Raw genomic sequence first — 24,721 nt, 5'->3', positions numbered from 1 at the left:
CAGAAATCTCAAATTTACGCGACATACCGGCCAGAATTGGGATAAAATACCAATCCGAACCCCATTATGCAGAGTTCATTCCAATGCACGCCCTCGACGCCATCGACCGCAAGATCCTCAGCCTGCTGCAATCCGACAGCCGCATGACCATGCAGGAGCTCTCCGAGAAGGTCGGGCTCTCGGTGTCGCCCTGCCACCGCCGGGTGAAATTGCTCGAGGAGCGCGGCGTCATCACCCGCTATATCGCGACCGTCGACCAGAAATCGCTGGGCCTGCATGTCAGCGTCTTCATCTCGATCAAGCTGGCGCGCCAGAAGGAGGAGGACCTCAACCGGTTTGCCAAGGCGATCTCGAAATGGGACGAGGTGCTGGAATGCTATCTGATGACGGGCAATCGCGATTACCTGCTGCGTGTCGTCGCCGCCGATCTGTCGTCCTACGAGGCGTTTTTGAAGAACAAGCTGACGCGGCTGGATGGGATTGCGTCGATCGAGTCGAGCTTTGCGCTGAGCCAGGTGAAGTATTCGATCGCGCTGCCGGTGTGATCTGTCGTCCCGGGCTTGACCCGGGACCCATACCGCGTGATCTCTCGATGAAGACTCGATAGCAGAGACCATTCGCAAAACTACTTCCTGTGGTTATGGGTCCCGGGTCAAGCCCGGGACGACGCTGAATATGTAGCTGCGTTCTCGCGACGCGATGCGCCCGAGCTTTGCCAGAAATTCCTTGCCCTCTCATGAGAGGGCGCAGGGAAGACCGGGTGCGCGCTGCACCCGCGGTCCCGTGTGCGGTTAGTGCTAAGTAGGCTGCACACGAGCATACAGGGCAGCGGAGAACACCCGGCCTTCCCTGCGCAATGGCTTTACGGCTTATGCCGTGATCTCCCCGGAGACGAGTTCTTGGTTGACTCCGTCGCTATCGTTTCCGCTTGCGCTTCTCCGACAGCTTGACACCTGCAACGGGTGCCAGGACCACACGGTTTTGCCGTACGCCCGTCCACGCCGTCGTCAGGCGTAAACCAGCGTCCACCGCAACCCGCCCAACGTCCGTGACGACGGCCGACGCCCTTCTGAGTAGGGCGGGATGGCGATAGATATGCCCTTGATTTGTCTTCCGGTAAACAGAAATATTTTTAATTTCGGGGCTTGACATGATTTCCGCAAATCCGAACAGATTTGCCCGACGGGTTGTTTTGCCGCACTTGCGGAATCGGCGGGACGGCATGATGCTGAGATCGCATCGATTGCGGGAGGATGCCGCGAAATGGATTTCGAACCCGATCAGGTAGTTACCGCGCTTCGTCGTTCGTGGTCGCGGGAGACTGGAAAGCAATGGACTGAGGACAATCCCGCAGCAGGGCAATGCAACGTTACCGCGCTGCTCGTGCACGAACTCTTTGGCGGCGAATTGCTGAAAACACCCTTGCCCGAGGGCGACCACTTCTACAATCGCCTCGGCGGCGTCCGGTTCGATTTCACGGAAAGCCAGTTTGCTCATCCGATCACTTACACTGATCTGCCGACGACCCGAGACGACGCAGAGCGCGGCGCAACGGACGCCGAAGTGGCAACACTCATGGCTGCCTTCCTGCGGCACACATCGAATGTTTGATCAAAGTACATCGCGCTGAGACAACCAGGGGTCCCGGGTTAGTCGATAAAGAACTTGTCGCCGCAGTGGGTCACTTTCCGGGATGCGAGGGTGGTCAAAATCCTCCGTGCTATCGTGAGACATCCCTAGCTTCGCCATCATGCGTCGTGATCGACCGTTGCGAAAGCTCGCGTGCGCCACAATCTCCGTGAGGCGGCTCTCTTCGAAACCAAATCGAAGCGCTGCTCGCGCTGCTTCCATGGCGAATCCTTGTTCCCAGAACGGCCGCGCTAACCGCCAACCGACTTCGACGGCAGGCGTGAAGCGGGCCGCAAAGGCGACGTGCAACAATCCGACAGCACCCATGAATATGCCGGATGCTCGCGATTCCAGAGCCCACATGCAGAAGCCATGAGAGGATTGATGGTTGATCTGGTAATCGATCCAGGCATGGCGTGCGTCTCGCGTTGAGAGCGGGCGCAGATATTCCATGACGTCAGCATCTTCAGACATTTCGGCAAACGGCTGCCTGTCTGAATCTCTCCATGATCGGAGGATCAGTCGTTGTGAAAAAAGCTGCATCCGACTTCGCCATAACTACGGCATAGGGACTATGGCTCAATAGAGCCATCAATCATGGTCGCGCAATCCCTTTTTCGCGATGCTACTGACAATCTGACGCGGCGCCACTATCGCCTTTGGCACCGAGCAGACGTCAAGGTCTATCGTGCAGTCCGTTATCACACCAAACGGACGCCCGCTTGTTTCATTGCTTTGGGCGCAGTTCCTCGACCAGCACGCGCATGTTCTCGCTGTAGTCGACGGGCACCACGACCAGATGCACGCCGCCTTCGCTGAACGCGGCCTCCAGCATGGTCGAGAGCTCCGAGACCTTGCCGACGCGCGCGCCCTTGGCGCCGTATGACTTGGCATAGGCGACGAAATCAGGGTTGCCGAACTCGAGGCCGAAGTCGGGAAAATTGTCGACTTCCTGTTTCCAGCGGATCATACCGTAGGCGCGATCCTCCAGTATCAGCATGACGAGGTTCAGCTTGAGCCGCACCGCCGTTTCCAGCTCCTGCGAATTCATCATGAAGCCGCCATCGCCGCAGACCGCGAGCACGCGCCGCTTGGGGTAAAGCAGCGCCGCTGCGATCGCCGAAGGCAGCCCCGCCCCCATGGTCGCCAGTGCGTTGTCGAGCAGCAACGTGTTGGCGACGCTGGTGCGATAGTTGCGGGCGAACCAGATCTTGTACATGCCGTTGTCGAGGGCCACGATGCCATCAGGCGGGATGACGGAGCGGACGTCGTGCACGATGCGCTGCGGCGTCAGCGGAAACCGGTCCTCGGTCGAGCGCTCGGCGAGATGGGCGAGAATGCCTTCGCGCAGGCCCAGCAATGCCTGACCGTTGGGGAGCTTGCCTTCGAGGCGATCGGCCAGCGCGGCAAGGCCGGCGCCGACGTCACCGACGATCTCGGCCTGCGGGAAATAGACCTGCTCCACCGTCGCCGGCGTGACGCCGACATGGATCACCTGCGGTCCGTCATGGCCCATCAGGAACGGCGGCTTCTCGACGGTGTCGTGGCCGATCGAAATGATCAGGTCGGCCTGGTCGATGGCCTCGTGCACCCAATCGCGTTCCGAGAGCGCCGCGGTACCCATATAGAGATTGGAGCCGGCGTTGACGGCGCCCTTGCCCATCTGGGTGTTGAAGAACGGAATCTTGCAGCGCCGCACGAACGCCGACAGCGGCTCGGCCAGTTGCGGGCGGCTCGCCGCGGCGCCCAGCATCACGAGCGGCTTCTTGGCGGCCATGATCATGGCCGCGGCGCGATCGATTGCCGCTGACGGCGCCACCGGCAGCTCGACGGTGTGCGGCGGGATCATATCGGCGGTGGCTTCATCGGCCGCGATGTCCTCGGGCAGTTCGAGATGCACCGGGCCCGGCCGCTCCTGCTGCGCGACGCGGAAGGCGTCGCGAACCAGGGTCGGAATACTCTGTGCTGACACGATCTGCGTCGCCATCTTGGTCAGCGGCCGCATGGTCGCGACGATGTCGACGATCTGGAAGCGCGCCTGACGGCTGCTCCGGATCGCCTTTTGCCCTGTCAGCATCACCATCGGCATCGCGCCGAGATGGGCGTAGGCCGCGGATGTCGTCAGGTTGAGCGCGCCGGGACCGAGCGTCGTCAGGCAGACGCCCGCCCGTCCGGTGAGCCGCCCATAGGTGGCCGCCATGAAGCCGGCGGCCTGCTCGTGCCGCGTCAGCACCAGCTTGATCTTCGAACGCCGCAGCGAGTCCAGCACGTCGAGGTTTTCCTCGCCGGGAATGGCGAAGATATATTCGACGCCCTCGTTCTCGAGGGCCGCCACCAAGAGATCGGAGGCCTTGGTCACGCGGCTCCCCTCACACCTGGCTCCGCTTTCTCCGCCCGGTGCGGCAGCGTCCAGTCCGGCCGGATGAAATGGCAGGTGTACCCGTCAGGATATTTCTCCAGATAATCCTGATGCTCGGGCTCCGCCTCCCAGAACGGCCCAACGGGCGCCACCTCGGTGACGACCTTGCCCGGCCAGAGACCTGATGCATCGACGTCGGCGATGGTGTCTTCCGCGACCCGCTTCTGCTCATCATTGGTATAGAAGATGGCCGACCGGTAGCTCGGGCCCAGATCGTTGCCCTGGCGGTTCATGGTCGAGGGATCGTGGATCTGGAAAAAGAACTCCAGCAGCTTGCGATAGCTGATCACGTTCGGATCGAAGATGATCTCGATGCCTTCGGCGTGATTGCCATGGTTGCGATAGGTCGCGTTCGCTACCTCGCCGCCGGTGTAACCCACCCGCGTCGAAATCACGCCGGGATAGCGGCGGATCAAATCCTGCACACCCCAGAAGCAGCCACCGGCAAGGACTGCGCGTTCCGTCGAAACCGTCATGTCGGTCCTCCCTTCGGTTCACTGCGGGCGTCATGCCCCGCAAGCCATCAAGCGCGCATAATGCGGCCGAACGATGCCAAATTGCAAACAGCGGCAAGCGGCTGCCTTGCGCCGGAGGCGTTCGAGTTGCAATAGCGATCCGGCAGCCCAGGCTCGGCTGGCGAAGCAGCAGCGGGCACGCCTATTGCCCACGACCCTGCCGGCTCCGTCATGTCGGCAGCAGCGCAGATCCCATAATTTGGCATTCAAGCCTCGATCTCACGGCCCGAATCGATCCCTACTCCGTAGTAATCAGCACGGCCCGCCGATCTGAATTTCAGAGTAAGCTCGCCTGCCCGCTGGAAGGCCTTTGCCGTATCACTCGCCGTGAGCGCCACGGTAGTGGTTATGTCTGAAAGGCTTCCACCCGCCGCGGCCGCAAGCACCGCTGAAATCATCGTGGGTTCATCCGGTGCTTCCGCTATGATTAGCCAATCGTAGGGTCCCAAAGTCAGATACCAACTGATCAGTCGAGCACCAGCGGCGGCGAACAACTCCGCGACCGCCTCGGAACGGTCCTCCGGCTTCGCCGTCATCCCCTTGATGGCCGCTGCGGTGTAACGACCTTGAGAAATGTAAATCGTCATGCTGGCCTCCTCTGCGTTCGCTAGTGGTCCATTCTCCGAAGTAACGTCGGTGTCGCGGTAATGTTCGCATTAGCATTGCAATAGAATGTCCGTACTTAGGGGGTGGGCTCAATTGGTCAGCGCAACACTCTAATCTTTTAGGCGCTCAGCCTTTCTAAACGAGAGGAGATCTCTCGATGGCTCGGCATGCACTGCTCGTTGCGTTCGATCGCGCGTCAAAAAACCGGACGATCCCTGAAAGTCAGGTGTCGGACCCAGTCCCGATGCCTGGCCGCATTTTAACCCCGATTGGCTGAATCCCCCTCGCCTCTTTGCCGCAAAGTGCTAGAATTTAGATATGTCCTGAATGACCGAATGACACTGCGCGAGCTCATCGCTTTCGTCGGCGCCTCGGCTTCAGTTCGCCGGAACGAGAAAAGAGCGCAGCTCTGCCATCGGCACAAGGGAGGACATCATGCTCGACAAGGCCCCGGACGGAAAAGTGTCTGATCTGCTCAACGCGCTCGACAAGGCGCTGTCCGCCGGCGAGGTGGAACGCGCCGTCGACCTCTTTCAGACTGACTGCTACTGGCGCGACCTCGTTACCTTCACCTGGAACATCAAGACAATGGAGGGCAAGGAACAGGTTCGCGACATGCTCAAGGCGCGGCTCGCCGATACGAAGCCGTCGAGCTGGAAAATTGCGGACGGAGAGGACGCTTCCGAAACAGATGGAATTATCGAGAGTTGGATACAATTCGAAACGGAGGTCGCGCGTGGCTTTGGCCACATGCGCCTGAAGGACGGCCGGATCTGGACGTTGCTGACGACCATGAGCGAACTCAAGGGACACGAAGAGGCAGTGGGCTTCGACCGTCCGATGGGGGCAAAACACGGCGCCGAACGCAATCGAAAAACGTGGAAGGAAGAACGCGAGGCCGAAGCCGCCGAACTCGGATACTCGCGTCAGCCCTATTGCGTCATTGTTGGTGGCGGTCAGGGCGGCATCGCACTCGGAGCCCGGCTGCGCCAGCTCAATGTGCCGACAATCATCATCGAAAAGAACGAACGACCTGGCGACAGCTGGCGCAAACGCTACAAGTCACTCTGCCTGCATGATCCGGTCTGGTACGATCATCTGCCCTATCTGCCGTTTCCCCGGAACTGGCCGGTCTTCTCACCGAAGGACAAGATCGGGGACTGGCTCGAGATGTATGCAAAGGTGATGGAGCTCAACTACTGGGGCTCAACCGAATGCAAGAAGGCATCCTACGACGACAAGAGCCGCGAGTGGACCGTCGTCGTGCAGCGCGACGGCAAGGAAATCGTCCTCAAGCCAAAACAGCTCGTACTTGCGACGGGAATGTCAGCCAAGCCCAACACGCCGAAGTTCGAAGGCATGGAGATTTTCACGGGCGATCAGCACCATTCGTCGCAGCATCCGGGACCGGACAAATACAAGAACAAGAAAGCCGTGGTGATCGGCTCGAACAATTCCGCTCACGACATTTGTGCCGCGCTTTGGGAAGCCGGAGCGGACGTTGCCATGGTTCAGCGCTCGACGACCCACGTTGTGAAGTCGGACTCGCTGATGGAGCTCGGATTGGCCTCGCTTTACTCCGAACAGGCGGTCCAGTCTGGAATGACGACGGCCAAGGCCGACCTGATCTTTGCGTCACTGCCTTACAAGATTCTGCACGAGTTCCAGATCCCGGTTTATAACGCGATCAGGGAACGCGATGCCGATTACTACAAACGCCTCGAGAAGGCAGGCTTCCTGCTCGATTATGGTGACGACGATTCCGGTTTGTTCATGAAATACCTGCGGCGTGGATCCGGATACTACATCGACGTCGGCGCTTCGGAATTGGTAGCCAATGGCAGCATCAGGCTGAAGAGCGGTGTCGATGTCAAAAAGCTCACGGAACATTCCGTCATCTTGACCGACGGGACCGAGCTGCCGGCCGATCTTGTCGTTTACGCCACCGGCTACGGTTCGATGAACGGCTTCGCCGCGGATCTGATCTCCAGGGAAGTTGCCGACAAGGTAGGTAAGGTCTGGGGACTAGGCTCGAATACGACCAAAGACCCCGGCCCTTGGGAAGGCGAACAGCGAAATATGTGGAAGCCGACGCAGCAGGAGGGGCTTTGGTTCCATGGCGGTAACCTGCACCAGTCACGTCACTACTCCCAGTTTCTGTCCCTCCAGTTGAAGGCACGAATGGAAGGCATTCCCACACCAGTTTACGGCCTCCAGAAGGCCCACCATCTGAGCTGATTGCCTATTCGATTGCTTTGAGCAGGCCTGGAGACGGCACCTATCGGCCGGCCCGGCTGGTCTGCTGATGTCCGACCAGCATAGGAGCATCCTCTCCATCATACGGCCATTCTTTGAACAAGACTGAACGCAGTGTCGGCGGCTGGTCGACCCGACGAATAGTCGACCTCAACCTTGGGATGACGTTGGACGGAAAAGGGAAGCGCCAATGAACTCCACACCCACTTCGAAGGCAAATGCCTCCCCCGATGCCCCGGTCCCGCGCACCGATGAACGACTCGCACACGCCTACGGACAGATCACACGCGCGAGTGAAGAGCTTGCGCGTGTGAGTGAACAGGTTGCAAAAATGGAGCACGATGCCGAGCGCCCACCTTCGGCCGGACCACCTTCGGCCGGACCTCGCCCGCAATCACCGCCTGGAAAGCCGGGGCGCCGGGCGCTCGTCGGCTTGGTGTTGGCGGCGTGCATCGTTGTCGCTGCCCTGGTTTTGCAGTCCTCCTATGGCGCCGGGGCCAAGCTGGTTGTCGCCCGTTGGGCCCCCCAGCTCGTTTCAACATTGCCGTCGGAAAATCCGCCGGTACCCGCCCTGCAGGCGCCATCTACCGTTCAAGTGGCCGCGGCGGAGCCAGCACCACCGCAAGCATCGCCCTTGCCCCAGCCCGCACCGCAAGACGCCGCGCCGACAACCACTGCAGCGCTTCCTGATCACACGGAGTTGCTGCAAACGATGGCGCGCGATCTCGCGACGCTCGAGCGAAACATCGAACAGCTCAAGACGAACCAGCAACAAATAGTCCGCGACAGTTCAAAGGCCATTGAGGAGCTCAAGGCGAACCAGGAAGAGATGAAACGCGTACTAGCGAAGGTTTCCGAGCAGAATCCGCCCAAGGCGTCTCCGCCTCCGGCGCAGCCGACTCCGACCTTGCGCAAGCCCGAGCGCACGCTTCAGTCGCCGCACGTAAGGGCGCGGCCTCGCCCCCCAAGAGAGTGGATCTACGACGACGACTGGTAACCTTCGATGCAACGTCCATCAAAGTCTTGTGCAGAAACAGCGCTTTGATCCGATACAGCGCGCTATGCGTCGCGCGATGTCGTCGAACGGGACGACACTGCACGTGGTCATGGACGAGCCCTTCATCTTCGCCTTGCGCAATCGCGCAAGCGGCCCCATTCTCGTCGCAGGCTATACTATGCCATGCCCGGGGGGCGATCCACGCCGTGACGACGATATGCGCCGCGCCGGCTCCCCCCAGGCGCTTTGGATGGAGTACGAGATGTTTCGGCGTTGCCTTTTCTTAACCCTATTCCTGGCTGTGGCGTTCCTGCCCCTGCTCGCGCCGCCGGCCTGCGCGGCCGACAAGGCGTGGGAGGATTGCGGTCAAACCGCCGATCAGGAACGCAAGATCGCCGGATGCACGGAAGTGTTGGCGCGCGGCGCAGCAGAGAGCGCGACAGGCCGGGCCAATGCCTATGTCAATCGCGGCTATGCCTACGGCACCGTTGACAACGACCGCGCCATCAAGGACTACGACGAGGCGATCCGCCTCGATCCGAAAGTTGAACGTGCCTATAACGCCCGCGGTCGAGCCTACTTCCTGAAAGGCGATTACGACCGCGCCATCAAGGATTACGACGAGGCGATCCGCCTCAATCCGAAATATGCGCTTGCTTATACCGGTCGCGGCAAGGCCTACCACGGCAAGGGCGACAACGACCGTGCCATCAGGGATCACGACGAGGCGATCCGCCTCGATCCGAAATTGGCGGACGCCTATAGCAATCGCGGCAATGCCTACTCCGGCAAGGGCGACAACGACCGCGCCATCAGGGATCACGACGAGGCGATCCGCCTCGATCCGAATTTTGCGGAGGCCTATTTCAATCGCGGGCTTGCCTACACCAGCAAGCGCGATCACGACCGCGCCATCAAGGACTACAGCGAGGCGATCCGCCTCAATCCGAAGGATGCGAGCGCCCATTTGCATCGTGGCGGCGCCTACTTCTTCAAAGGCGATTATATCAGCGCCATCAAGGAGTATGACGAGGCGATCCGCCTCGATCCAAAATATGCGCTGGCCTATGAGATCCGCGGGCGGGCCTATGAAAACAAGGGAGACTCCGCCCGGGCCAGGAAGGATTACGACGAGGCGTCACGGCTGCGGCCGAGAGCCGGACAAGCGGCATTGGTCCCAAAGAATGCCGACGACTATAACGATCGCGGACACGCCTACGCCGAAAAGGGCGATTACGACCGCGCCATCAAGGATTTCGCCGAGGCGATCCGCCTCGATCCGAAAAATGCCACGTCCTATAACAATCGCGGCAGCGCCTACTCCCACAAGGGCGGCGACAACGACCGCGTCATCAGGGATTTCGACGAGGCCATCCGCCTCGATCCGAAATTTGTGGCCGCCTATTTCAATCGCGGCAATGCCTACAGGGAGAAGGGCGATCACGACCGCGCCATCAAGGATTACAGCGAGGCGATCCGGCTCGACCCGAAATATGCGGCGGCCTATTTCAATCGCGGGGCGGTTTACGCCACCAAAGGTGATTACGATAGCGCCATCAAGGAGTACGACGAGGCGATCAGTCTCGATCCGAAGGACGCGAAGGCCTATTACAATCGCGGCGTCGTCTACTCCAACAAGCGCGATAACGATCGCGCCATCAAGGATTTCGACGAGGCCATCCGCCTCGATCCGAAATATGTGACGGCCTATTACAATCGCGGCAATCTCCACCGGGAGAAGGGCGATAACGACCGTGCCATCGCTGACTACAGCGAGGCGATCCGCTTCGACCCGAAGTTTGTGGCGGCCTATTTCAATCGCGCGGCTGCTTACGCCTATAAGGGCGACAACGACAGCGCCATCAAGGAGTACGACGAGGCGATCCGCCTCAGGCCGAACGATGCGGCGGCCTATGCCAATCGCGGCAGCGTTTACGCCAGCAAGAGCGACAACGACCGCGCCATCAAGGATTTCAGCGAGGCGATCCGCCTCGATCCGAAAAATATGCGGGCATATAGCGGTCGCGGCGATGCCTGGCGCCGCAAGAGCGATTTCGATCGCGCCGCCAGGGATTACGGCAAGGTGATCGAACTGGCCGGCAAGCCGGAAAAGGCGCACTGGACCTACTGGCTTTACCGCGGCGTGAGCTTCGAGCGCCTCGGCAAATGGCCGCAGGCCGAAGCGGATTTTCTCAAGGCGATGGAGCTCGATCCCGATCAACCCGACGTGCTCAATCAACTCGGCTTTAACTGGGTCGATCGGAAGCTCAAGCTCAGGGAAGGCCTGGCGCTGCTCGAGAAGGCCGTAAAGCTCAGGCCGGACGACGGCTATATGCTCGACAGTCTCGGCTGGGCGCACTACCGCCTCGGCGATTACCCGGAGGCGATCAACCTCCTGGAGCGCGCGGCCGCTCTTGAACCGGACAACAACGAAATAAGAGACCATCTCGGCGACGTGCACTGGCGGGCGGGACGCCAGGACGAGGCGCGCAAATCCTGGGAGCTGGCGTTATCGCTCAAGCCCGATCCAGCCGAGGCGAAGAAGATCAAGGGCAAGATCGCCCGAGGGCTGGAAAAATGAGGCGCCTGGCGACGCAAGCGGCGACACGACCGGCCGCATCCGCGTCTTGCGCCTGCACTGCTTTGAAGCAAAGCCTTCTTTGAAGCAAAGCCTTCTTTGAAGCAAAGCCTTGGGAACATCTAAAAAGATAGATAAAACGGAACGAAATCCAAAACGGTTCGCAACCTATCTAAATTGAGTGTTCCTCAACTTCGCGGGCTGATGCTCGGTGCAACCGATGGGGCGCACCAGGAGCCGATCATGCCGACCAAAGCCCGAGCAACCGCAACCACCGGCCCCGCGCAAGCGCGCGAAGATATCATCAGCGCGCAAGCCCTCAGTACCCTGAGCGCGGGCGCGGTAAGTGCGATGAGCGCCGTTGGGGCCGCAGTCCTCAAGAGGCATAAGAATGCGATGGCCAAAAAGCCGGAATGGTTTTGGCACATCTTCGCGAAGTGCGAAGCAAAAGCCGCTCGCATCGCCGAGCAGGCCGCCCGCGCCCCTCAAGCGTGCGGCGATGCGGCATTCATCGAGTCCTATGCCAGGAGCCTGCCGAAGCTGATGGCTGCCGCGCTGAAAGCTCACGAGAAAGCTCTAACAGACTGAGCCTGAGAGCATCAGAGAGGCATCGCCTGGAGCAGCCTACGGAGACCGACCTCTTTTTGTGGGTTCGACCAACACGCTGCGAAGTTCGTCGATCCGTTGCGCAAGATCTATCGCATTTTCCTTCAACACGTTCATCGCATGACCGCGGTGACCTTCATCTTCCAGTTCTGTGATCCGGTCGTTGAAGGCATTCAGTTCTTCTTCCAATCTCTGAATTCCATGTTGAATCGGAAATCGCTGAGCAGGATATTTATCGACCGCTGGTCGCTTCGCTGGACCCGTACCCTGCAAGCCTCGTCGGCGCTGTGTTGACATGGCTCCCCCGAATCGCGAGCACGTGGCTACTTCAATCTAGCGTGTTTTTCGCCGGAGGCACCATGTTGTTTGCTGCGGTGCAGGGTCTGCTTTGGCACCCAACCGACGTCGATAGTTGCGTCTGCTTCGCGCTATCTTAGCGTGCTTCTGCAATTCCGTTGCAGCACAACTGGATTACCTCGCCCGGATGGCACATCGTCTCAGGCACGTCGTCATGCCTTGAACCGCCCGGACGGGACCCGCATACTCTATCCTGGGGTGCCGTTTTCCAGAGCACCCGCTCTTGGGAGGAACAGGGATGAAAGCATTCACTTTGGGTGCGGCGATCACGCTTGCGTTTTCCGCCGCCGCCTATGCGCAAGCGCCAAGCTGGACCGTTCCGGCGGAAAGCCAGCGCTGCCCTTCGAAATGGGGCGCGGCCGACGAGCGCGGTTCGGCCAATCACCAGAAACCCGCGGCCGTGATGAACGCCGCGAAGCTGATCAAGAGCGGCGAGGTCATCGAACTCGCATACGTGCTCGGTCCCAGCATGCCGTTTTTCGGGACACGGCGCTTCGACGTGCACACCAAGCGAACCTTCATGAACCAGTTCTCCAACATGCGCGGTTCGAACGAGGAGCTCGTCGTCACCGAACTCGGCCAGGTCGGCACGCAGTTCGACGGCTTTGCGCACCAGACCCATCTCAACAGCTGGTACAATTGCCAGAAGGTCGACGAGAACGCCGAGCGCAACGGCTTCAAGAAATTCGGCATCCACAATGTCGGCACGCTGTTCACGCGCGGCGTCCTGATCGACGTCGCGGGCTTCAAGGGCGTCGAGATGCTGGGTGACAATTACGAAATCACTGTGGAGGATCTCGAAGGCGCGCTGAAGAAGCAGAACCTGACGCTGCAGCCCGGTGACGCGGTGCTCATCCACACCGGCTGGGGCAAGATCTACGGCAAGGACAATCCGCGCTACGTGAAATCCTGCCCGGGTATCGGCGTGCCGGCCGCGCTGTGGCTGGCCACGAAGGACCCGATGCTGCTCGGCGCCGACAACTGGCCGGTCGAAGTCTCGCCCAATCCCGACAAGCAATTGTCGCTGCCGGTGCACCAGATCGCACTTGTCGTGAACGGCATCCACCTGCTGGAGAACCTCAAGCTCGACGAACTCGCGCAAAAGGGCGTCGGCGAATTCGCCTTCGTGATGCAGCCGCTCAAGATTCAGGGCGGCTCGGGCTCGACGGTGTCGCCGATCGCGGTGAGGTAGCGGCGAGATCGCAACCCGCGATCACACCCGGGCGCGTGCGATGTCTGCTCTGCGGAGCGGACGTCGCACGACCGCTATCCGAGCTCGAAGGTGGTGACGCCGAACACCCGCTCCAGCCGCAGCGGCGGGATCGCGCCGGTATACATCCGCGCGGTCTCGAACACCGGCGTGAGCCCGAGGTCCTGCGCCAGCGCGACGGCGTCGCGGTTGATCGCGGGAACGTCGAGGAATATCTCGCCGCCGCCCACATCGGCCAGCAAAGCCGACAGAACCGTCTCGGCAGCAGTGCGGTCGTCGGCGACCAGCGGGCCGATCTTGTGGCCCTGCCGGCATGGACGGATCACGCCCCATCCGGCAAGCGCGCCATCGCGCATGAGCGCACGGCCGCTATGCCCGGGCGAACCGACCCAGGCGCGCAGGAAGCCGTGGCGCGGCGCCGGAAATACGGTCGCGTCATAGGCCTCCACAGCCGCCAAGGGTATTTCGCTCAGCGCGACGATGCCAGTTGGCGCAGCCGGGGCCGCGACGGTACCGCCGTAACGGATGTTGGCATAAGCCAGTTCGAACCCGGACCGCCGGTAGTTTTGCTGCTGCGCCACCACGCCGTCGAGCCCGATCACGCGCGATCCCGCATGCGCGATGGCCGCGTTCCATATCCGCAGACCTTAGCCGCGGCCGCGCAGATCCGCGCGCACGATATAGAAACCGAGGAAGGAGAAATGATCGCTGTAATTGACGCAGGAAACAGTTGCGGCCGGCGCGCCATCGAGCAAGCCGATGAAGAAACCCTGGGGATCTGCGGTTGAGAAGCAGGCGTCGTCGGCGAAGCCGGGGTTCCAGCCTTCGGCCGCCGCCCAATCGACGGCTATCGAGATTTCGTCCGGCCGCATCGGCCGAATACGCAACTCATTCATGGCGGCGGTCGCTCAGATGCAGTCATCAACCGATATCACAAATTATCAAGGGAAAACGCGATGTCCGCAATAACCGGCAGATGGTCGGAACAACTTCTGGCCTCGCGATCGGTCCACGCCTTCACCATCGTCCCGCTCGGGGTGGCGTAGATGCGGTCGAGACGCAGTATGGGAAGTCGCGACGGGAACGTCCGCAGGCGGGTTCGAACCGGACATCGCGATGCCAGGGCCCGGCGCACGGACTTGAACCAGAACCAGTCGTTGAAGTCACCGAGGACGATGGTCCGGGGCGCATTCACCAGCGCGGCTAGCGCCTGCGCTTGCGCATAGCGCTCGTGCATGGAGAGGCCAAGATGGGTCGCCACCACAGTCACTTCGCCGACCGGTGTAAGGATGCGCGCAGAGATCGCCCGGCGCGGTTCCCTTTCCTGATAGGACACGTCGGTCACTGCGGGTTCGCAGGCGAAGGGCCATCGGCTCAGCAGGGTCTGACCATAGTGACCGTCCTGCGCGACGATCGAGCGGGCCTCCACGCGGTGCTCGCCGACGGCGTCCGCTAGCCGTCCGAAAACATCGTCGGAACGTCCGCGCGAGTCGACCTCCTGCAGCGCGACGACGTCAGGCGACCATTTCTCAATGACCGAACAGACGCCTTCAAGGTCGAAATCGGGATTGAGATTGAACGTGCCGTGCACGTTCCATGTCATGACGCGCAGCGTAGCCGTCACGTTCGCCGACCGCTCAGCCAGGTCACCAGGAACTGGACCGCGAGACAAACGGCGATCCACAGCACGATGGTCAGGCCGAGCGGCACGATGTTCGACCATGAGGCATTCCTGGCGAAGTCCGCGATCTGCGCGCCCAGCGCGGCCATCGTGATGATGCCCGGCGCCATTCCGAGCAGGGTTCCGATCAGAAAGTCGCTCAGTCGGAGCTGACTCGCGCCGGCCAGAAGGTTGACCAGCGTAAAGGGAGCGATCGGGACCATCCGGATCATCGCCACCGCGACAACACCGCGGCCGGCGATGCGGTTCTGTACGCGCAAGGCGCGGGCGCCGAGTACCGCCTGAAGGCGCTTGTGACCCATGAGACGGCCGATCATGAACAGCAGCAGTGAGCTCAAGAGGACCCCGACCGTGGCGCTGAGGGCGCCGATCCAGGGCCCCAGCGCCGCCGCCGTCGCGGCAATCAGGACGATCACCGGAAATACCACCAACCCGCCCAGCACGAACAGCGCAACCGCATAGAGCGGTGCGAATGCCGATTGCGCGTGCTGCGAAATCAGCGAGGCTACATATCCAAGATCAGTGTAACTGCTCAGCGGCGTATAGCGCCAGGCCAGCGCCAGCCCCGCCAGCGCGACCGCGGTGCCGGCCGCCGCCATCACGGTACGCCCGTTCCACATCCGCCGCGCGGTGCGCTGAAGGTTGAGCGGATGCCGGGGATCCGCGATCGGCTGCACGATGCCGATCAGCGCCGGCGCATGTTCGAAATCGATCGGCACCAGCGCCCTGCCCGCGCCACTCGCCGCATGGGAATCGATAAATCCGAACAGGTCATCCTCGTGGTCGGCAATGACAGCTTCGTCCAGCCCGCAAAAATGCCCGATCAACCGCCGCCGCTGGCTGCGGATGAAATCACGGTGACGTTCGGACGTTGCCTCGAACGCCAGGTCGCATTCGGTATCCGCCCCCATGGAGCGGTTGTTGATGTTGGCGGAACCGACGCGGAGAAAGCCGTCGTCGACGATCATGACCTTGCTGTGCACCATGACAGCCGCGGATGATTTCTCATCGGCGACCGACGGATAGAGGATACGAAGACGATCGGTAACGCCGGCGGCAACGAACGGATCGAGGAAGCCTCCCCGGCCGCCCTGCATCGCCTGGGATTCGAACCATGACGAATGCCCCTTCGGGGTCACGATGAGAACACGCAGCGCGGGAACGTCCACCATCCGCCGCGCCAGCGAGCGCGCGATCTCGTTGGCGCTGGTAAACTGGTTCTCGATATAGATGAAGCGCTTCGCCGCGTTGATCGAGGCCTCGAACAACCGGGCGACTTCATCTATTTCCTCCCCGGTCTCGGTTTTGGGCTCGGTTCTCGCGATGCCGGCTGTGATGGCCTGCGCCTGCACCGGTACCGATGCCGGCCAATGATCGCCTGCGACGGGCAGCAAAGGTTCGCTGGTGCAGCCGGCCGCCGTCCACCTCGCCGTCGCGATTTCGCCGAGCGCGGCAGCCGCCGATCCCTCGACCATGCACTGGACATCGTGGAATGGCGGGTAAGGCTTGCCGTCAGGATCGCGGCGCAACGGATGGTCGAGACGGTGCTCGCTGGTGTCCCACCTGCGGATCGTGAGATCGAGGCCGCCGACGAAGGCGATCGCATTGTCGACCACGACGATCTTCTGATGCTGGGCGGAGCCCAGCGGCAGACAGGCATCCAGGCAAAAGCGAAGCCGTCCGTCACATCCGGAAGTGAATTTCTTGGCGGAATTCCATTCGCGCTCCGAGGCATACAGCGCCGCGAAGTCCCAGGTCAGGATGTTGATGCGCAGCGCCGGCTTGCTCTGCAGCAAGGCCTTCAGGAAGGCGCCGAGCCTGACCGGCAATCCATCTTCGGCACGGCCTGACGGCCCCACCAGGTCGGTCTCGCTGTGAATGTCCCAGCCGACGATATAGACCTGCCGCTCCGCACGGAGCAGCACGTCCCGCAGGGCCGCGAAGTATTCGGCCGCGTCGTTCAGCACCGCCACCCGGCTTGCTTCGCCCTTTTTCCAGATGGTCTGGCCAGGGACGAGAATCGATGCACGCTGAAGCAGTCGTCACCTCTGCGGAATGAGGACACATACCCCATTCAAACGCCCGGGAACTGGCTGAGTTCCTTTGCTCGCAGTGGCGAGGGATCATTGCGAACAAAGCGAGAATCAGTGACCGTTGATTCGCTCCTGGGGACGAACCATTCGTGTCAATTGCCGCTGCCTATCTCGACAATCTCAATCCGGAACAGCGCCGTGCGGTCGAGCATGGCGCGATCGGACCGGGCCCTGTTGCGCCGCTGCTGGTGATTGCCGGCGCCGGATCCGGCAAGACCAACACGCTTGCGCATCGCGTCGCCCACCTGATCGTCAGCGGTGCCGACCCCCGGCGCATTCTTCTCATGACGTTTTCACGCCGCGCCGCATCCGAAATGACCAGGCGCGTCGAACGGATCGCGCGGAAGGTGATGGGTGACAATGCCGGCATCATGACCGATGCCCTGGCCTGGGCAGGCACCTTCCACGGTATCGGCGCGCGTCTGCTTCGTGAATACTCCGACCAGATCGGCCTCAACCCCGCCTTCACGATCCACGACCGCGAGGACTCCGCCGACCTCATGAATCTGGTCCGGCATGACCTCGGCTTCTCCAAAACTGAAAGCCGTTTCCCGACCAAGGGTACGTGTCTTGCGATCTACTCGCGATGCGTCAACGCCGAGGCGCCGATCGAGCAGGTTTTGGGGGCGTCATTTCCCTGGTGCGCCGGATGGGCGACTGAGCTGAAAGAATTGTTCGCCGGCTATGTCGAGGCCAAACAGCGCCAGAACGTGCTCGATTATGACGACCTCCTGCTCTACTGGGCGCAGACCATGAACGAGCGTGAAATCGCCGACGATATCGGCGGCCGCTTCGACCATGTCCTGGTCGACGAATACCAGGACACCAACCGCCTGCAGTCGTCCATTCTGCTGGCACTCAAGCCCGGCGGCCACGGCCTCACGGTCGTCGGCGACGATGCGCAGGCGATCTATTCATTCCGCGCGGCGACCGTGCGCAACATCCTCGACTTCCCCACGCAATTCTCGCCGCCAGCCAGCATCATCACGCTTGATCGCAACTATCGGTCGACACAGGCCATCCTGGCCGCGGCCAACGGCGTGATCGATCTGGCGCGCGAGCGCTTCACCAAGAATCTATGGACCGACCGGAATTCGGGGACGAAGCCTCAACTAGTCACGGTGCGCGACGAAGCCGACCAGGCGCGCTGCATCGTGGAACGCGTTCTGGAGAACCGGGAGTCCGGCGCGCGGCTGAAGGAGCAGGCCGTTCTGTTCCGGACATCCAGTCATAGCGGTTCGCTGGAAGTCGAGTTGACCCGACGCAACATCCCCTTCGTCAAGTTTGGCGGCCTCAAGTTTCTCGACGCCGCCCACGTCAAGGACATGCTGGCGTTGCTGCGCTTCGTCGAGAACCCGCGCGACCGTGTGGCCGGCTTCCGGCTGATGCACCTGATCCCCGGCGTCGGCCCCGCCTCGGCACAGCGCGTGCTTGATCACATGGCCACCGATCCCGATCCGATGGCAGCGCTTGCCCGGGCGCCCATCCCGCCGCGCGCCGGCGAGGACTGGAAAACATTCACCGCCGTCCTTGCGGACCTGCGTCATTCAACCTGGCCAGCCGATCTCGAACGCGCCCGCTTGTGGTATGAACCGCATCTGGAGCGAATTCACGAGGATGCCGAAACCCGCCGGGCTGATCTTGTCCAGCTTGAACAAATCGCGAGCGGATATGCTTCCCGTGAACGCTTCCTCACCGAACTGACGCTCGACCCGCCAGACGCCACCAGCGACCAGGCCGGCGTTCCCCTGCTCGACGAGGACTATTTGATCCTGTCGACGATTCACTCCGCCAAGGGCCAGGAGTGGAAGTCGGTGTACGTGCTCAATGTGGTCGACGGCTGCATGCCCTCGGACCTCGGTACCGGAACGACGGCCGAGATCGAAGAAGAACGACGGCTGCTTTACGTCGCCATGACCAGGGCCAAGGACGATCTGCATCTTGTCGTCCCGCAGCGTTTCTTCACGCACGGGCAGCACGCGAAGGGCGACCGCCACGTCTATGCGTCGAGAACCCGTTTTATTCCCGCTTCCCTGCTCGCCTTGTTCGACAAGACGACCTGGCCAATTGCGGTGACGGGAGCCGCCTCCCGGCCCGCAAGCAACGGTCCGCGCATTGACGTCGGTGCACGCATGCGCGGGATGTGGCGGTAGTTCGCTGGACAACACTCAGGCATCTGCCAATGAGATGAGCAGTTCGTAGATCTGCGCTGGTTCCAATTGTCTTATGTTTGCAACAGGTGCGGCGAAAATTTCCGGCGACACAATCGCGCCGCAGGAAAATCCAAATTGAAAACGCAACTGGTCCCCGATCGACGCAAATCAGGGGACAACTGAATGCGACAACAACGAAATCGGATGAATGGCGATGGGGAACCGGGTGGCTATAATTTCTTCTTTCAGATCGCGAATGACGGTGAGCGGCGGGCCTGCTGCGTCAAGGTCGACGCGCCAAGCATGCAGGAGGCGTCTCTTCTGTTCCGCGAAAAATGGCCTGTCATCGAATCGATGGCGCGCGACGGCATCAAGGACGGGGTGGTCGAGGACGGCGTGATTACGCTCGTGATGCCGTAATCGCAGAGGACAGATCGTAGGGTGGGTTAGGCGAAGCCGTAACCCACCGCCATGGGAAGCAAGTTGGTGGGTTACGCTTCGCTAACCCACCCTACGAAGCTACGGCTACGAAGCAACGTTACAGCACCTTCCGCTTCGCCAGGTTTCGCATCAGTTCGCCGATGCCGAACGTCCAGGGCTCGCATTCGTCGCTGGTGCGCATGCGGTTGACGAGATTGCCTAGCTGGGGCGCCGAGATCGTGACGATGTCGTCGCGCTTGTGGGTAAAGCCCTCGCCCGGCGCATCGCGGTCTTTCACGGGTGCGAACATGGTGCCGAGGAAAAGCGCAAAGCCATCGGGATATTGATGCACCGGTCCGATGGTCTGGGCGACGAGGTCGGTGGGATCGCGGCTGATCTTGCTGATCGAGGAATGGCCGTCGAGGACAAAGCCGTCCTGCCCCTTCACGGTCAGCCCGACATCCATTTTTCTGACGTCATCGAGCGAAAAGCCGTTGTCGAACAGCCGCAGCAGCGGGCCGACCGCGCAGGAGGCGTTGTTGTCCTTGGCTTTCGACAACAGCAGCGCCGAGCGCCCCTCGAAGTCGCGAAGATTGACGTCGTTGCCGAGCATCGCGCCGACGATCGCGCCGCGGCTGGACACCACGAGCACGACTTCCGGCTCCGGATTGTTCCAGGTCGATTTCGGATGCAGGCCCGCATCCATGCCGGTGCCGACGGAAGACATCGTCGGCGCTTTGGTGAACACTTCGGCGTCCGGACCGATCCCGACTTCCAGGTACTGGCTCCAGGCGTTCTGCTCGATCAGCACCGACTTCAGCTTCATCGCTTCGCCCGAGCCGGGCTTAAGCTTTGAAAGATCGTCGCCGACCAGCCGCACCACTTCCTTGCGGATCGCGTCCGCCGAGGCCGGATTGCCGCGCGCCCGCTCCTCGATCACGCGCTCCAGCATCGAGATCGCAAACGTGACGCCCGCGGCTTTCAGGACCTGCAGGTCGAGCGGCGCCAGCAGCCAGGGTTTTGCCCGGTCACGCCGATCGGGCGGCGTGTTGGCGACGATGCTTTCGAGATCACCGATCCGCGTCCCCGCGGTGCCGCGCAGCGCCTCTGCGGGGTTGGCCTCCTCGCACAGGGCACTGACGGTGGAGAACCGTGTGCTGACATCGAAGACGCCGTCATTGCGGACTGCGACCACGGCCGGGCCTGCGAGATCGGGCATCCAGACCCGCCCCACCAGCGTGCCATTGGCGCCGTCTTGCGGTAGGACGTCCCTGGCGGTCAGCGTGATCATCGAAAGTCTCCCCTACCCTTGTTCTTGACCGGTGCGACAATACGCAATGGGGCAGACCTGACAACCCGGCTATGTGGCGCGGTCTCTCGCCAATCGTCGCATCAACCAGTCCGCGAAGGTGGACAGCGCCGGCTCGTCAACAAGGCGCGCCTCGTACTGCAGCACGAAGGAACGGCGGGTGGGACGCACGACCGGATGAGCGATTACGAGTTTGCGCCGCATGGGATCGTGCGGCAGCAGCGCCTCGATCGCGATCGCCGCGCCCATTCCAGCAGCCGCCGCCTCGATCGCGAGCCCGATGCTCTCAAAGCTGCTGCCGCCCTGCGCCGGCACCGAACCGAAGCCGACATGGTCGAGCCAGCGGCGCCAGTCGTCTGGCCGCGGACGCGCATGCAATAGGGGCACCGCGGCAAAATCGAGCGGCCCGCGCTTGAGCCAGCGCGGCGCACAGACCGGAACGGTCGATATCGGGACCAGGGGATGGGTGATCAATCCGGCGCGCGGCGCGGCGTCGGACACCGCGATGACGGCGTCATAGCGGCCGGGCAGCAGGTCGAGAGGATTCGGACTGGTGTGAAGATCGATCGCGAGTTCGGGATGCGCGGAGCGGAGTTCGGTCCACAGCGGCAGCAGCATGCGCGAGACGAAAAAGCCGTAGACGCCGATCGACAGAGGCCGCAGCCGCTGCAGCCGGACGCCGCTGGCGCCGTCGGCGATGCGATCGAGGCCGTCGCGCGTCGCCAGCGCCAGCGCCTCGCCCGCCGACGTCGGCGTCAGGCCGGTGGCCCCGCGCAAGAACAGCGCCTTCTGCAGATGTTCTTCCAGCGCGCGCACGTGCCGGCTCACCGCCCCCGGCGTGACACCGAGTTCTTCAGCCGCGCGCGTCATCGAGCGATGGCGCGCGGCAGCTTCGAACGCGCGGATCGCATGCAGCGGGGGCAGACGGCGCCAAGACATCGAGCGACTATGCCATCTGTTGAGTTTAACTCAATACCACTGGCAAAATAATCGTTTGCTAGGAGCAAAACACAATCATAAAGGCGGGTCACAGCGCCCCGGAATGCGGGGCCTCCTTCCTCGAGGTGATCCGATGGATGACGCCCACCAGCATGAACTCGCCCGCCTTCTCGCCGCGCTTCGCCGCGACGGCCGCCAGCAGAGCGGATTGGCCACGAATCTCGTGCCGCCCGACAAGGCGACGGCCTATGCCGTGGCGCGGCTTGTCGAGCACTATATGGAACGGGAGGTCACGGGTTGGAAGATCGCCGCGCAGAAGCCGGCCTTGCAACGCGCGTTGCGCACGGACTCCCCGATCTACGGCCGCGTCTACGCACCGATCCTGATTTCGCCGGCCAGCGTCGAGCATGCCAAATGCTGCAGCCCGATCCCCGAGGTCGAATATCAGGCTCGGCTCGGCGCCGACCTGCCGCCACGGGAAAAGCCCTACAGCGTCGAGGAAGTGACCGAGGCCGTGGCCTCGCTGCACACCGGGATTGAACTCGCCGAATGCCGCTTCGTCCATGACGCAGCGTTTCCACCGCTGCCTGCAATCCTCGCTGACGGCTCCGGCGCCGGCACGATCATGTGCGGACCTGCGATATCAGACTGGAAAACGCGCGACGTCGCAGGTCAGTTGGTGACGCTGACCTGCAACGGCACGCTGCGGCGGCAGGGCATGGCGGCCGAAGCACTCGATCACCCGATGATCCCGCTGGCCTGGCTCGCCAACGAATTGTCGCGAACCGGCATCGGGATGAAGGCCGGACAGACCGTCAGCACCGGGACGCTGACTGGCATGCTGCGGCCAAAACCCGGCGAGACTTTTGTCGCGGATTTCGGTCCGTTCGGGACCGTGCAGGCGACCTACCGGTGAGGGTGGCGCCTCACCCCTTTCGCAGCGCCGCCGCCAAAACCTGTTCCAGTTCCTGCCTGACATCATCGAGCGACTGCGCGCTGCGCGCCGCACGGCACATCGCCACCGTGCCCTCGACGGAGGCGACGATCAGCGTTGCCAACCGCCGCGCCCGCGCCGGGGTCACGCCCTCGCGCCGCAGGCCGGAGTCCATGATCTCCTGCCAGTCGGCAAAGATGCCGTTCGCCAGATCGAGCAACACCCGCTGCGACGCAGGATCCGGCGCGCCTTCGGCATCGTTGACATATTGCTCGACCGCGACCGCCAACACCGGGCATCCCGCCTGGAATTTGGTCTTCTCCAGCGTCTGCCGCCACAGCGCGATGAAAGCGCGCAGGCCGTCCTGCACACCGCGGTTCTCGGTCAGATGCCGTAACGGTCCGCTGACCTGGCTGCCGGCAAAGGCGATGGCGTCCTCGATGAGTTGCAGCTTGCCGCGCGGAAAATGATGGCTGATCGAGCCGCGCGGCGTGCCGGTGTGGCGGACCACCTCGCGCATGCTGGTGGCGTTGACGCCGCGGCGGCTGATCAAGTCGGCGGCGCCAGCCACCATGTTGTCGCGGGTATTGGACGTCATGAGCCCTCTCCTGTTGCCGATCTTGTACACTATGACGCTTGACATAGCCAACGGCTTCGAACTATGTCATATGACATAGTCGATATTTAGGAGGAAGCGGATGACCTTCATTCATGTAATGGCCCCGCAAGGACGGCTGAATGTCGAGCAGCGTCGCAAGCTCGCCATAACGCTGACCGACGCGGTGCTGGTGCCGGAGGTCGGCAAGCTCTCGCCCGAGGCGCGCCGCGGCTACCAGGTCTGTTTCAGCGAGCGGCCGCTCGACATGATGGCACATGGCGGCGAATTGCTGTGCGACAAGGCCAGCGACGCCATGCTGATCGACGTCGCGGCCATGGATTGCTGCTGGACACGCGAGGACCGCGCCAGGGTGATCCGCAATTTGTTCGCGGCGCTAGCCGAGGCCTGCGGGCTGGAAAAGCCGTCGCCGGCCTGGTGGATCAATTTCCGCGTCATCGATGAAGGCAACTGGGGCTCGCGCGGCGGCGTGCTGTCGTTCCTCGACCTTCTGGATCAGGGGCCGTCCGCCTTCGCGCCGGAGCGCGCGGCCGAGATCAGAACCGCCCTCGCCGTCCGCTACGAACGATAATCGTCGCATCCGGCATTGATCGTATTGCGCAAGAGGAACATCGCCATGACAACCGAAGGCACGATCCGCACCGAAACGCACGGCCGCATCTTCCGAATCATCATCGACAATCCCGCCAAGAAGAACGCTTTCTCCCCCGCGATGATGGAGCAGCTGTCGGAAGCGCTGACCGAACTGCACAACAACGACGCGCTGTGGGTCGGCGTCATCTCCGCCGAAGGTAACGACTTCACCGCGGGCCTGGACATGCCGAAATTCTTCGGGCCCAACGCCGAGAAGCGCAACCTCAAGGAAGGTAACGTCGACGTGTTCGGGCTGCAGAAGCGCTGTCGCAAACCGATCGTCACCGCCGTGCAAGGTATCGTGTTCACGATCGGCATCGAGCTGATGCTGGCGGGCGACGTCGTCGTTGCCGCAGGCGACAGCCGGTTCTGCCAGATGGAATCCAAACGCGGGATTGCGCCGTTTGGAGGTGCACATTTCCGTTTCCTGTCACGCATGGGCTGGGGCAACGCGATGTATCATTTAATGCTGTGCGACGAGTTCAGTGCGGCGCGGGCGCGCGAGATCGGCCTGGTGCAGGAGGTGGTGCCCGCCGGCCGGCAGATCGAGCGCGCACTTGAACTCGCAGCAGTCATCGCCAAAAACGCGCCTCTCGGCATCCAGGTCACCAAGGAAGCAGCCGCCAAATATATCGAACACGGCGAAGCAGCCGCGATCGGTTACATTCCCGCGATCCGCGACCGGGTCCTGCACAGCGCTGACGCCCGCGAAGGCATCCAGTCCTTCATCGAGCGCCGCGCCGCCGTGTTCCAGGGGAAATGAATTAGCG

General features: G+C 62.1%; 22 protein-coding genes and 1 pseudogene. 12 read left to right on the top strand and 11 right to left on the bottom strand.

What is annotated here, in order from left to right:
• Nucleotides 1-83: 83 nt before the first annotated feature.
• Entirely contained in the window at nucleotides 84-545 is a 462-nt protein-coding gene (locus tag ABIE49_RS33130) for an Lrp/AsnC family transcriptional regulator (RefSeq protein WP_192734786.1), read from the top strand.
• Nucleotides 546-1,263: 718 nt separating this feature from the next.
• Nucleotides 1,264-1,611: a YunG family protein gene (locus ABIE49_RS40120; RefSeq protein ID WP_210337177.1), complete on the top strand. Its 348-nt coding sequence runs from the start codon at nucleotides 1,264-1,266 to the stop codon at nucleotides 1,609-1,611.
• Here the strand turns inward: ABIE49_RS40120 and ABIE49_RS33120 are convergent, their stop codons facing one another.
• From ABIE49_RS33120 to ABIE49_RS33105, 4 genes are all read right to left on the bottom strand, one after another.
• Entirely contained in the window at nucleotides 1,612-2,172 is a 561-nt protein-coding gene (locus ABIE49_RS33120) for a GNAT family N-acetyltransferase (RefSeq protein WP_192734788.1), read from the bottom strand.
• Nucleotides 2,173-2,356: 184 nt separating this feature from the next.
• Nucleotides 2,357-3,988: an acetolactate synthase large subunit gene (locus ABIE49_RS33115; protein WP_192734789.1), complete on the bottom strand. Its 1,632-nt coding sequence runs from the start codon at nucleotides 3,986-3,988 to the stop codon at nucleotides 2,357-2,359.
• Nucleotides 3,985-4,524 carry a peptide-methionine (S)-S-oxide reductase MsrA gene (msrA, locus tag ABIE49_RS33110; RefSeq protein WP_192734790.1) on the bottom strand — a complete coding sequence of 180 codons (540 nt, stop codon included), beginning with the start codon at nucleotides 4,522-4,524 and terminating at the stop codon, nucleotides 3,985-3,987. Before msrA ends, ABIE49_RS33115 begins: the two co-directional genes overlap by 4 nt.
• Nucleotides 4,525-4,769: 245 nt before the next feature.
• A complete protein-coding gene (locus tag ABIE49_RS33105; RefSeq protein ID WP_192734791.1) occupies nucleotides 4,770-5,150 on the bottom strand; it encodes a GYD domain-containing protein in 381 nt (126 codons plus the stop codon).
• A 454-nt stretch (nucleotides 5,151-5,604) separates the two neighbouring features.
• On the opposite strand from ABIE49_RS33105, the gene ABIE49_RS33100 reads away from it, so the two are divergent.
• The 4 genes from ABIE49_RS33100 (at nucleotide 5,605) to ABIE49_RS33085 (ending at nucleotide 11,588) form a co-directional block, all read left to right on the top strand.
• Nucleotides 5,605-7,407 (top strand): NAD(P)/FAD-dependent oxidoreductase, encoded by a 1,803-nt coding sequence (locus ABIE49_RS33100; RefSeq protein WP_192734792.1) that lies wholly within the window; start codon nucleotides 5,605-5,607, stop codon nucleotides 7,405-7,407.
• A gap of 208 nt (nucleotides 7,408-7,615) precedes the next feature.
• The gene (locus tag ABIE49_RS33095; protein WP_192734793.1) at nucleotides 7,616-8,422 is read left to right on the top strand and encodes a hypothetical protein; all 807 of its coding nucleotides are present in this window, start codon (nucleotides 7,616-7,618) and stop codon (nucleotides 8,420-8,422) included.
• Between the two features lie 262 nt (nucleotides 8,423-8,684).
• A complete protein-coding gene (locus ABIE49_RS33090) occupies nucleotides 8,685-11,003 on the top strand; it encodes a tetratricopeptide repeat protein (protein ID WP_192734794.1) in 2,319 nt (772 codons plus the stop codon).
• 240 nt (nucleotides 11,004-11,243) lie between these two features.
• Entirely contained in the window at nucleotides 11,244-11,588 is a 345-nt protein-coding gene (locus tag ABIE49_RS33085) for a hypothetical protein (protein WP_192734795.1), read from the top strand.
• Nucleotides 11,589-11,624: 36 nt separating this feature from the next.
• On the opposite strand, the gene ABIE49_RS33080 is transcribed toward ABIE49_RS33085, so the two are convergent.
• Complete coding sequence (locus ABIE49_RS33080; protein ID WP_192734796.1) at nucleotides 11,625-11,795, bottom strand: hypothetical protein; 171 nt, start codon at nucleotides 11,793-11,795, stop codon at nucleotides 11,625-11,627.
• 406 nt (nucleotides 11,796-12,201) lie between these two features.
• Between ABIE49_RS33080 and ABIE49_RS33075 the strand changes: the two genes are divergently transcribed.
• On the top strand, nucleotides 12,202-13,155 hold the full coding sequence (locus ABIE49_RS33075; protein WP_192734797.1) for a cyclase family protein: 954 nt from the start codon (nucleotides 12,202-12,204) through the stop codon (nucleotides 13,153-13,155).
• Between the two features lie 74 nt (nucleotides 13,156-13,229).
• Here ABIE49_RS33075 and ABIE49_RS33070 read toward each other — a convergent pair.
• The 3 genes and pseudogenes from ABIE49_RS33070 to ABIE49_RS33060 all read right to left on the bottom strand — a co-directional run bounded on the left by ABIE49_RS33070 (nucleotide 13,230) and on the right by ABIE49_RS33060 (nucleotide 16,827).
• Nucleotides 13,230-14,069, bottom strand: a pseudogene (locus tag ABIE49_RS33070) (GNAT family N-acetyltransferase).
• A gap of 35 nt (nucleotides 14,070-14,104) precedes the next feature.
• Nucleotides 14,105-14,797 carry an endonuclease/exonuclease/phosphatase family protein gene (locus tag ABIE49_RS33065; protein WP_354067115.1) on the bottom strand — a complete coding sequence of 231 codons (693 nt, stop codon included), beginning with the start codon at nucleotides 14,795-14,797 and terminating at the stop codon, nucleotides 14,105-14,107.
• Entirely contained in the window at nucleotides 14,794-16,827 is a 2,034-nt protein-coding gene (locus tag ABIE49_RS33060) for a VTT domain-containing protein (protein WP_192734799.1), read from the bottom strand. Before ABIE49_RS33060 ends, ABIE49_RS33065 begins: the two co-directional genes overlap by 4 nt.
• 209 nt (nucleotides 16,828-17,036) lie before the next feature.
• On the opposite strand from ABIE49_RS33060, the gene ABIE49_RS33055 reads away from it, so the two are divergent.
• Nucleotides 17,037-19,100: an ATP-dependent helicase gene (locus ABIE49_RS33055; protein ID WP_192734800.1), complete on the top strand. Its 2,064-nt coding sequence runs from the start codon at nucleotides 17,037-17,039 to the stop codon at nucleotides 19,098-19,100.
• A 204-nt stretch (nucleotides 19,101-19,304) separates the two neighbouring features.
• Nucleotides 19,305-19,520: a hypothetical protein gene (locus tag ABIE49_RS33050; RefSeq protein WP_192734801.1), complete on the top strand. Its 216-nt coding sequence runs from the start codon at nucleotides 19,305-19,307 to the stop codon at nucleotides 19,518-19,520.
• 118 nt (nucleotides 19,521-19,638) lie between these two features.
• On the opposite strand, the gene ABIE49_RS33045 is transcribed toward ABIE49_RS33050, so the two are convergent.
• Nucleotides 19,639-20,811, bottom strand: coding sequence for a fumarylacetoacetate hydrolase family protein (locus tag ABIE49_RS33045; RefSeq protein ID WP_192734802.1), 1,173 nt, complete (start codon nucleotides 20,809-20,811; stop codon nucleotides 19,639-19,641).
• A gap of 69 nt (nucleotides 20,812-20,880) precedes the next feature.
• A complete protein-coding gene (locus ABIE49_RS33040; protein WP_192734803.1) occupies nucleotides 20,881-21,768 on the bottom strand; it encodes a LysR substrate-binding domain-containing protein in 888 nt (295 codons plus the stop codon).
• Nucleotides 21,769-21,901: 133 nt separating this feature from the next.
• On the opposite strand from ABIE49_RS33040, the gene ABIE49_RS33035 reads away from it, so the two are divergent.
• Nucleotides 21,902-22,684: a 2-keto-4-pentenoate hydratase gene (locus tag ABIE49_RS33035; RefSeq protein ID WP_192734804.1), complete on the top strand. Its 783-nt coding sequence runs from the start codon at nucleotides 21,902-21,904 to the stop codon at nucleotides 22,682-22,684.
• A gap of 10 nt (nucleotides 22,685-22,694) precedes the next feature.
• Here the strand turns inward: ABIE49_RS33035 and ABIE49_RS33030 are convergent, their stop codons facing one another.
• Entirely contained in the window at nucleotides 22,695-23,300 is a 606-nt protein-coding gene (locus tag ABIE49_RS33030) for a TetR/AcrR family transcriptional regulator (protein ID WP_192734805.1), read from the bottom strand.
• Between the two features lie 100 nt (nucleotides 23,301-23,400).
• Here ABIE49_RS33030 and ABIE49_RS33025 point away from each other — a divergent pair, with 100 nt between their 5' ends.
• Nucleotides 23,401-23,889 carry a tautomerase family protein gene (locus tag ABIE49_RS33025; protein ID WP_192734806.1) on the top strand — a complete coding sequence of 163 codons (489 nt, stop codon included), beginning with the start codon at nucleotides 23,401-23,403 and terminating at the stop codon, nucleotides 23,887-23,889.
• A 45-nt stretch (nucleotides 23,890-23,934) separates the two neighbouring features.
• Nucleotides 23,935-24,714, top strand: a complete 780-nt coding sequence (locus tag ABIE49_RS33020; RefSeq protein ID WP_192734807.1) for a crotonase/enoyl-CoA hydratase family protein — start codon at nucleotides 23,935-23,937, stop codon at nucleotides 24,712-24,714.
• Nucleotides 24,715-24,721 lie beyond the last annotated feature (7 nt).

The sequence above is a fragment of the Bradyrhizobium sp. OAE829 genome, from assembly GCF_040546575.1.
Taxonomy (GTDB): domain Bacteria; phylum Pseudomonadota; class Alphaproteobacteria; order Rhizobiales; family Xanthobacteraceae; genus Bradyrhizobium.
Note: the sequence above shows the minus strand (reverse complement) of the source record. Positions and strands in the feature narration are given on the sequence as shown.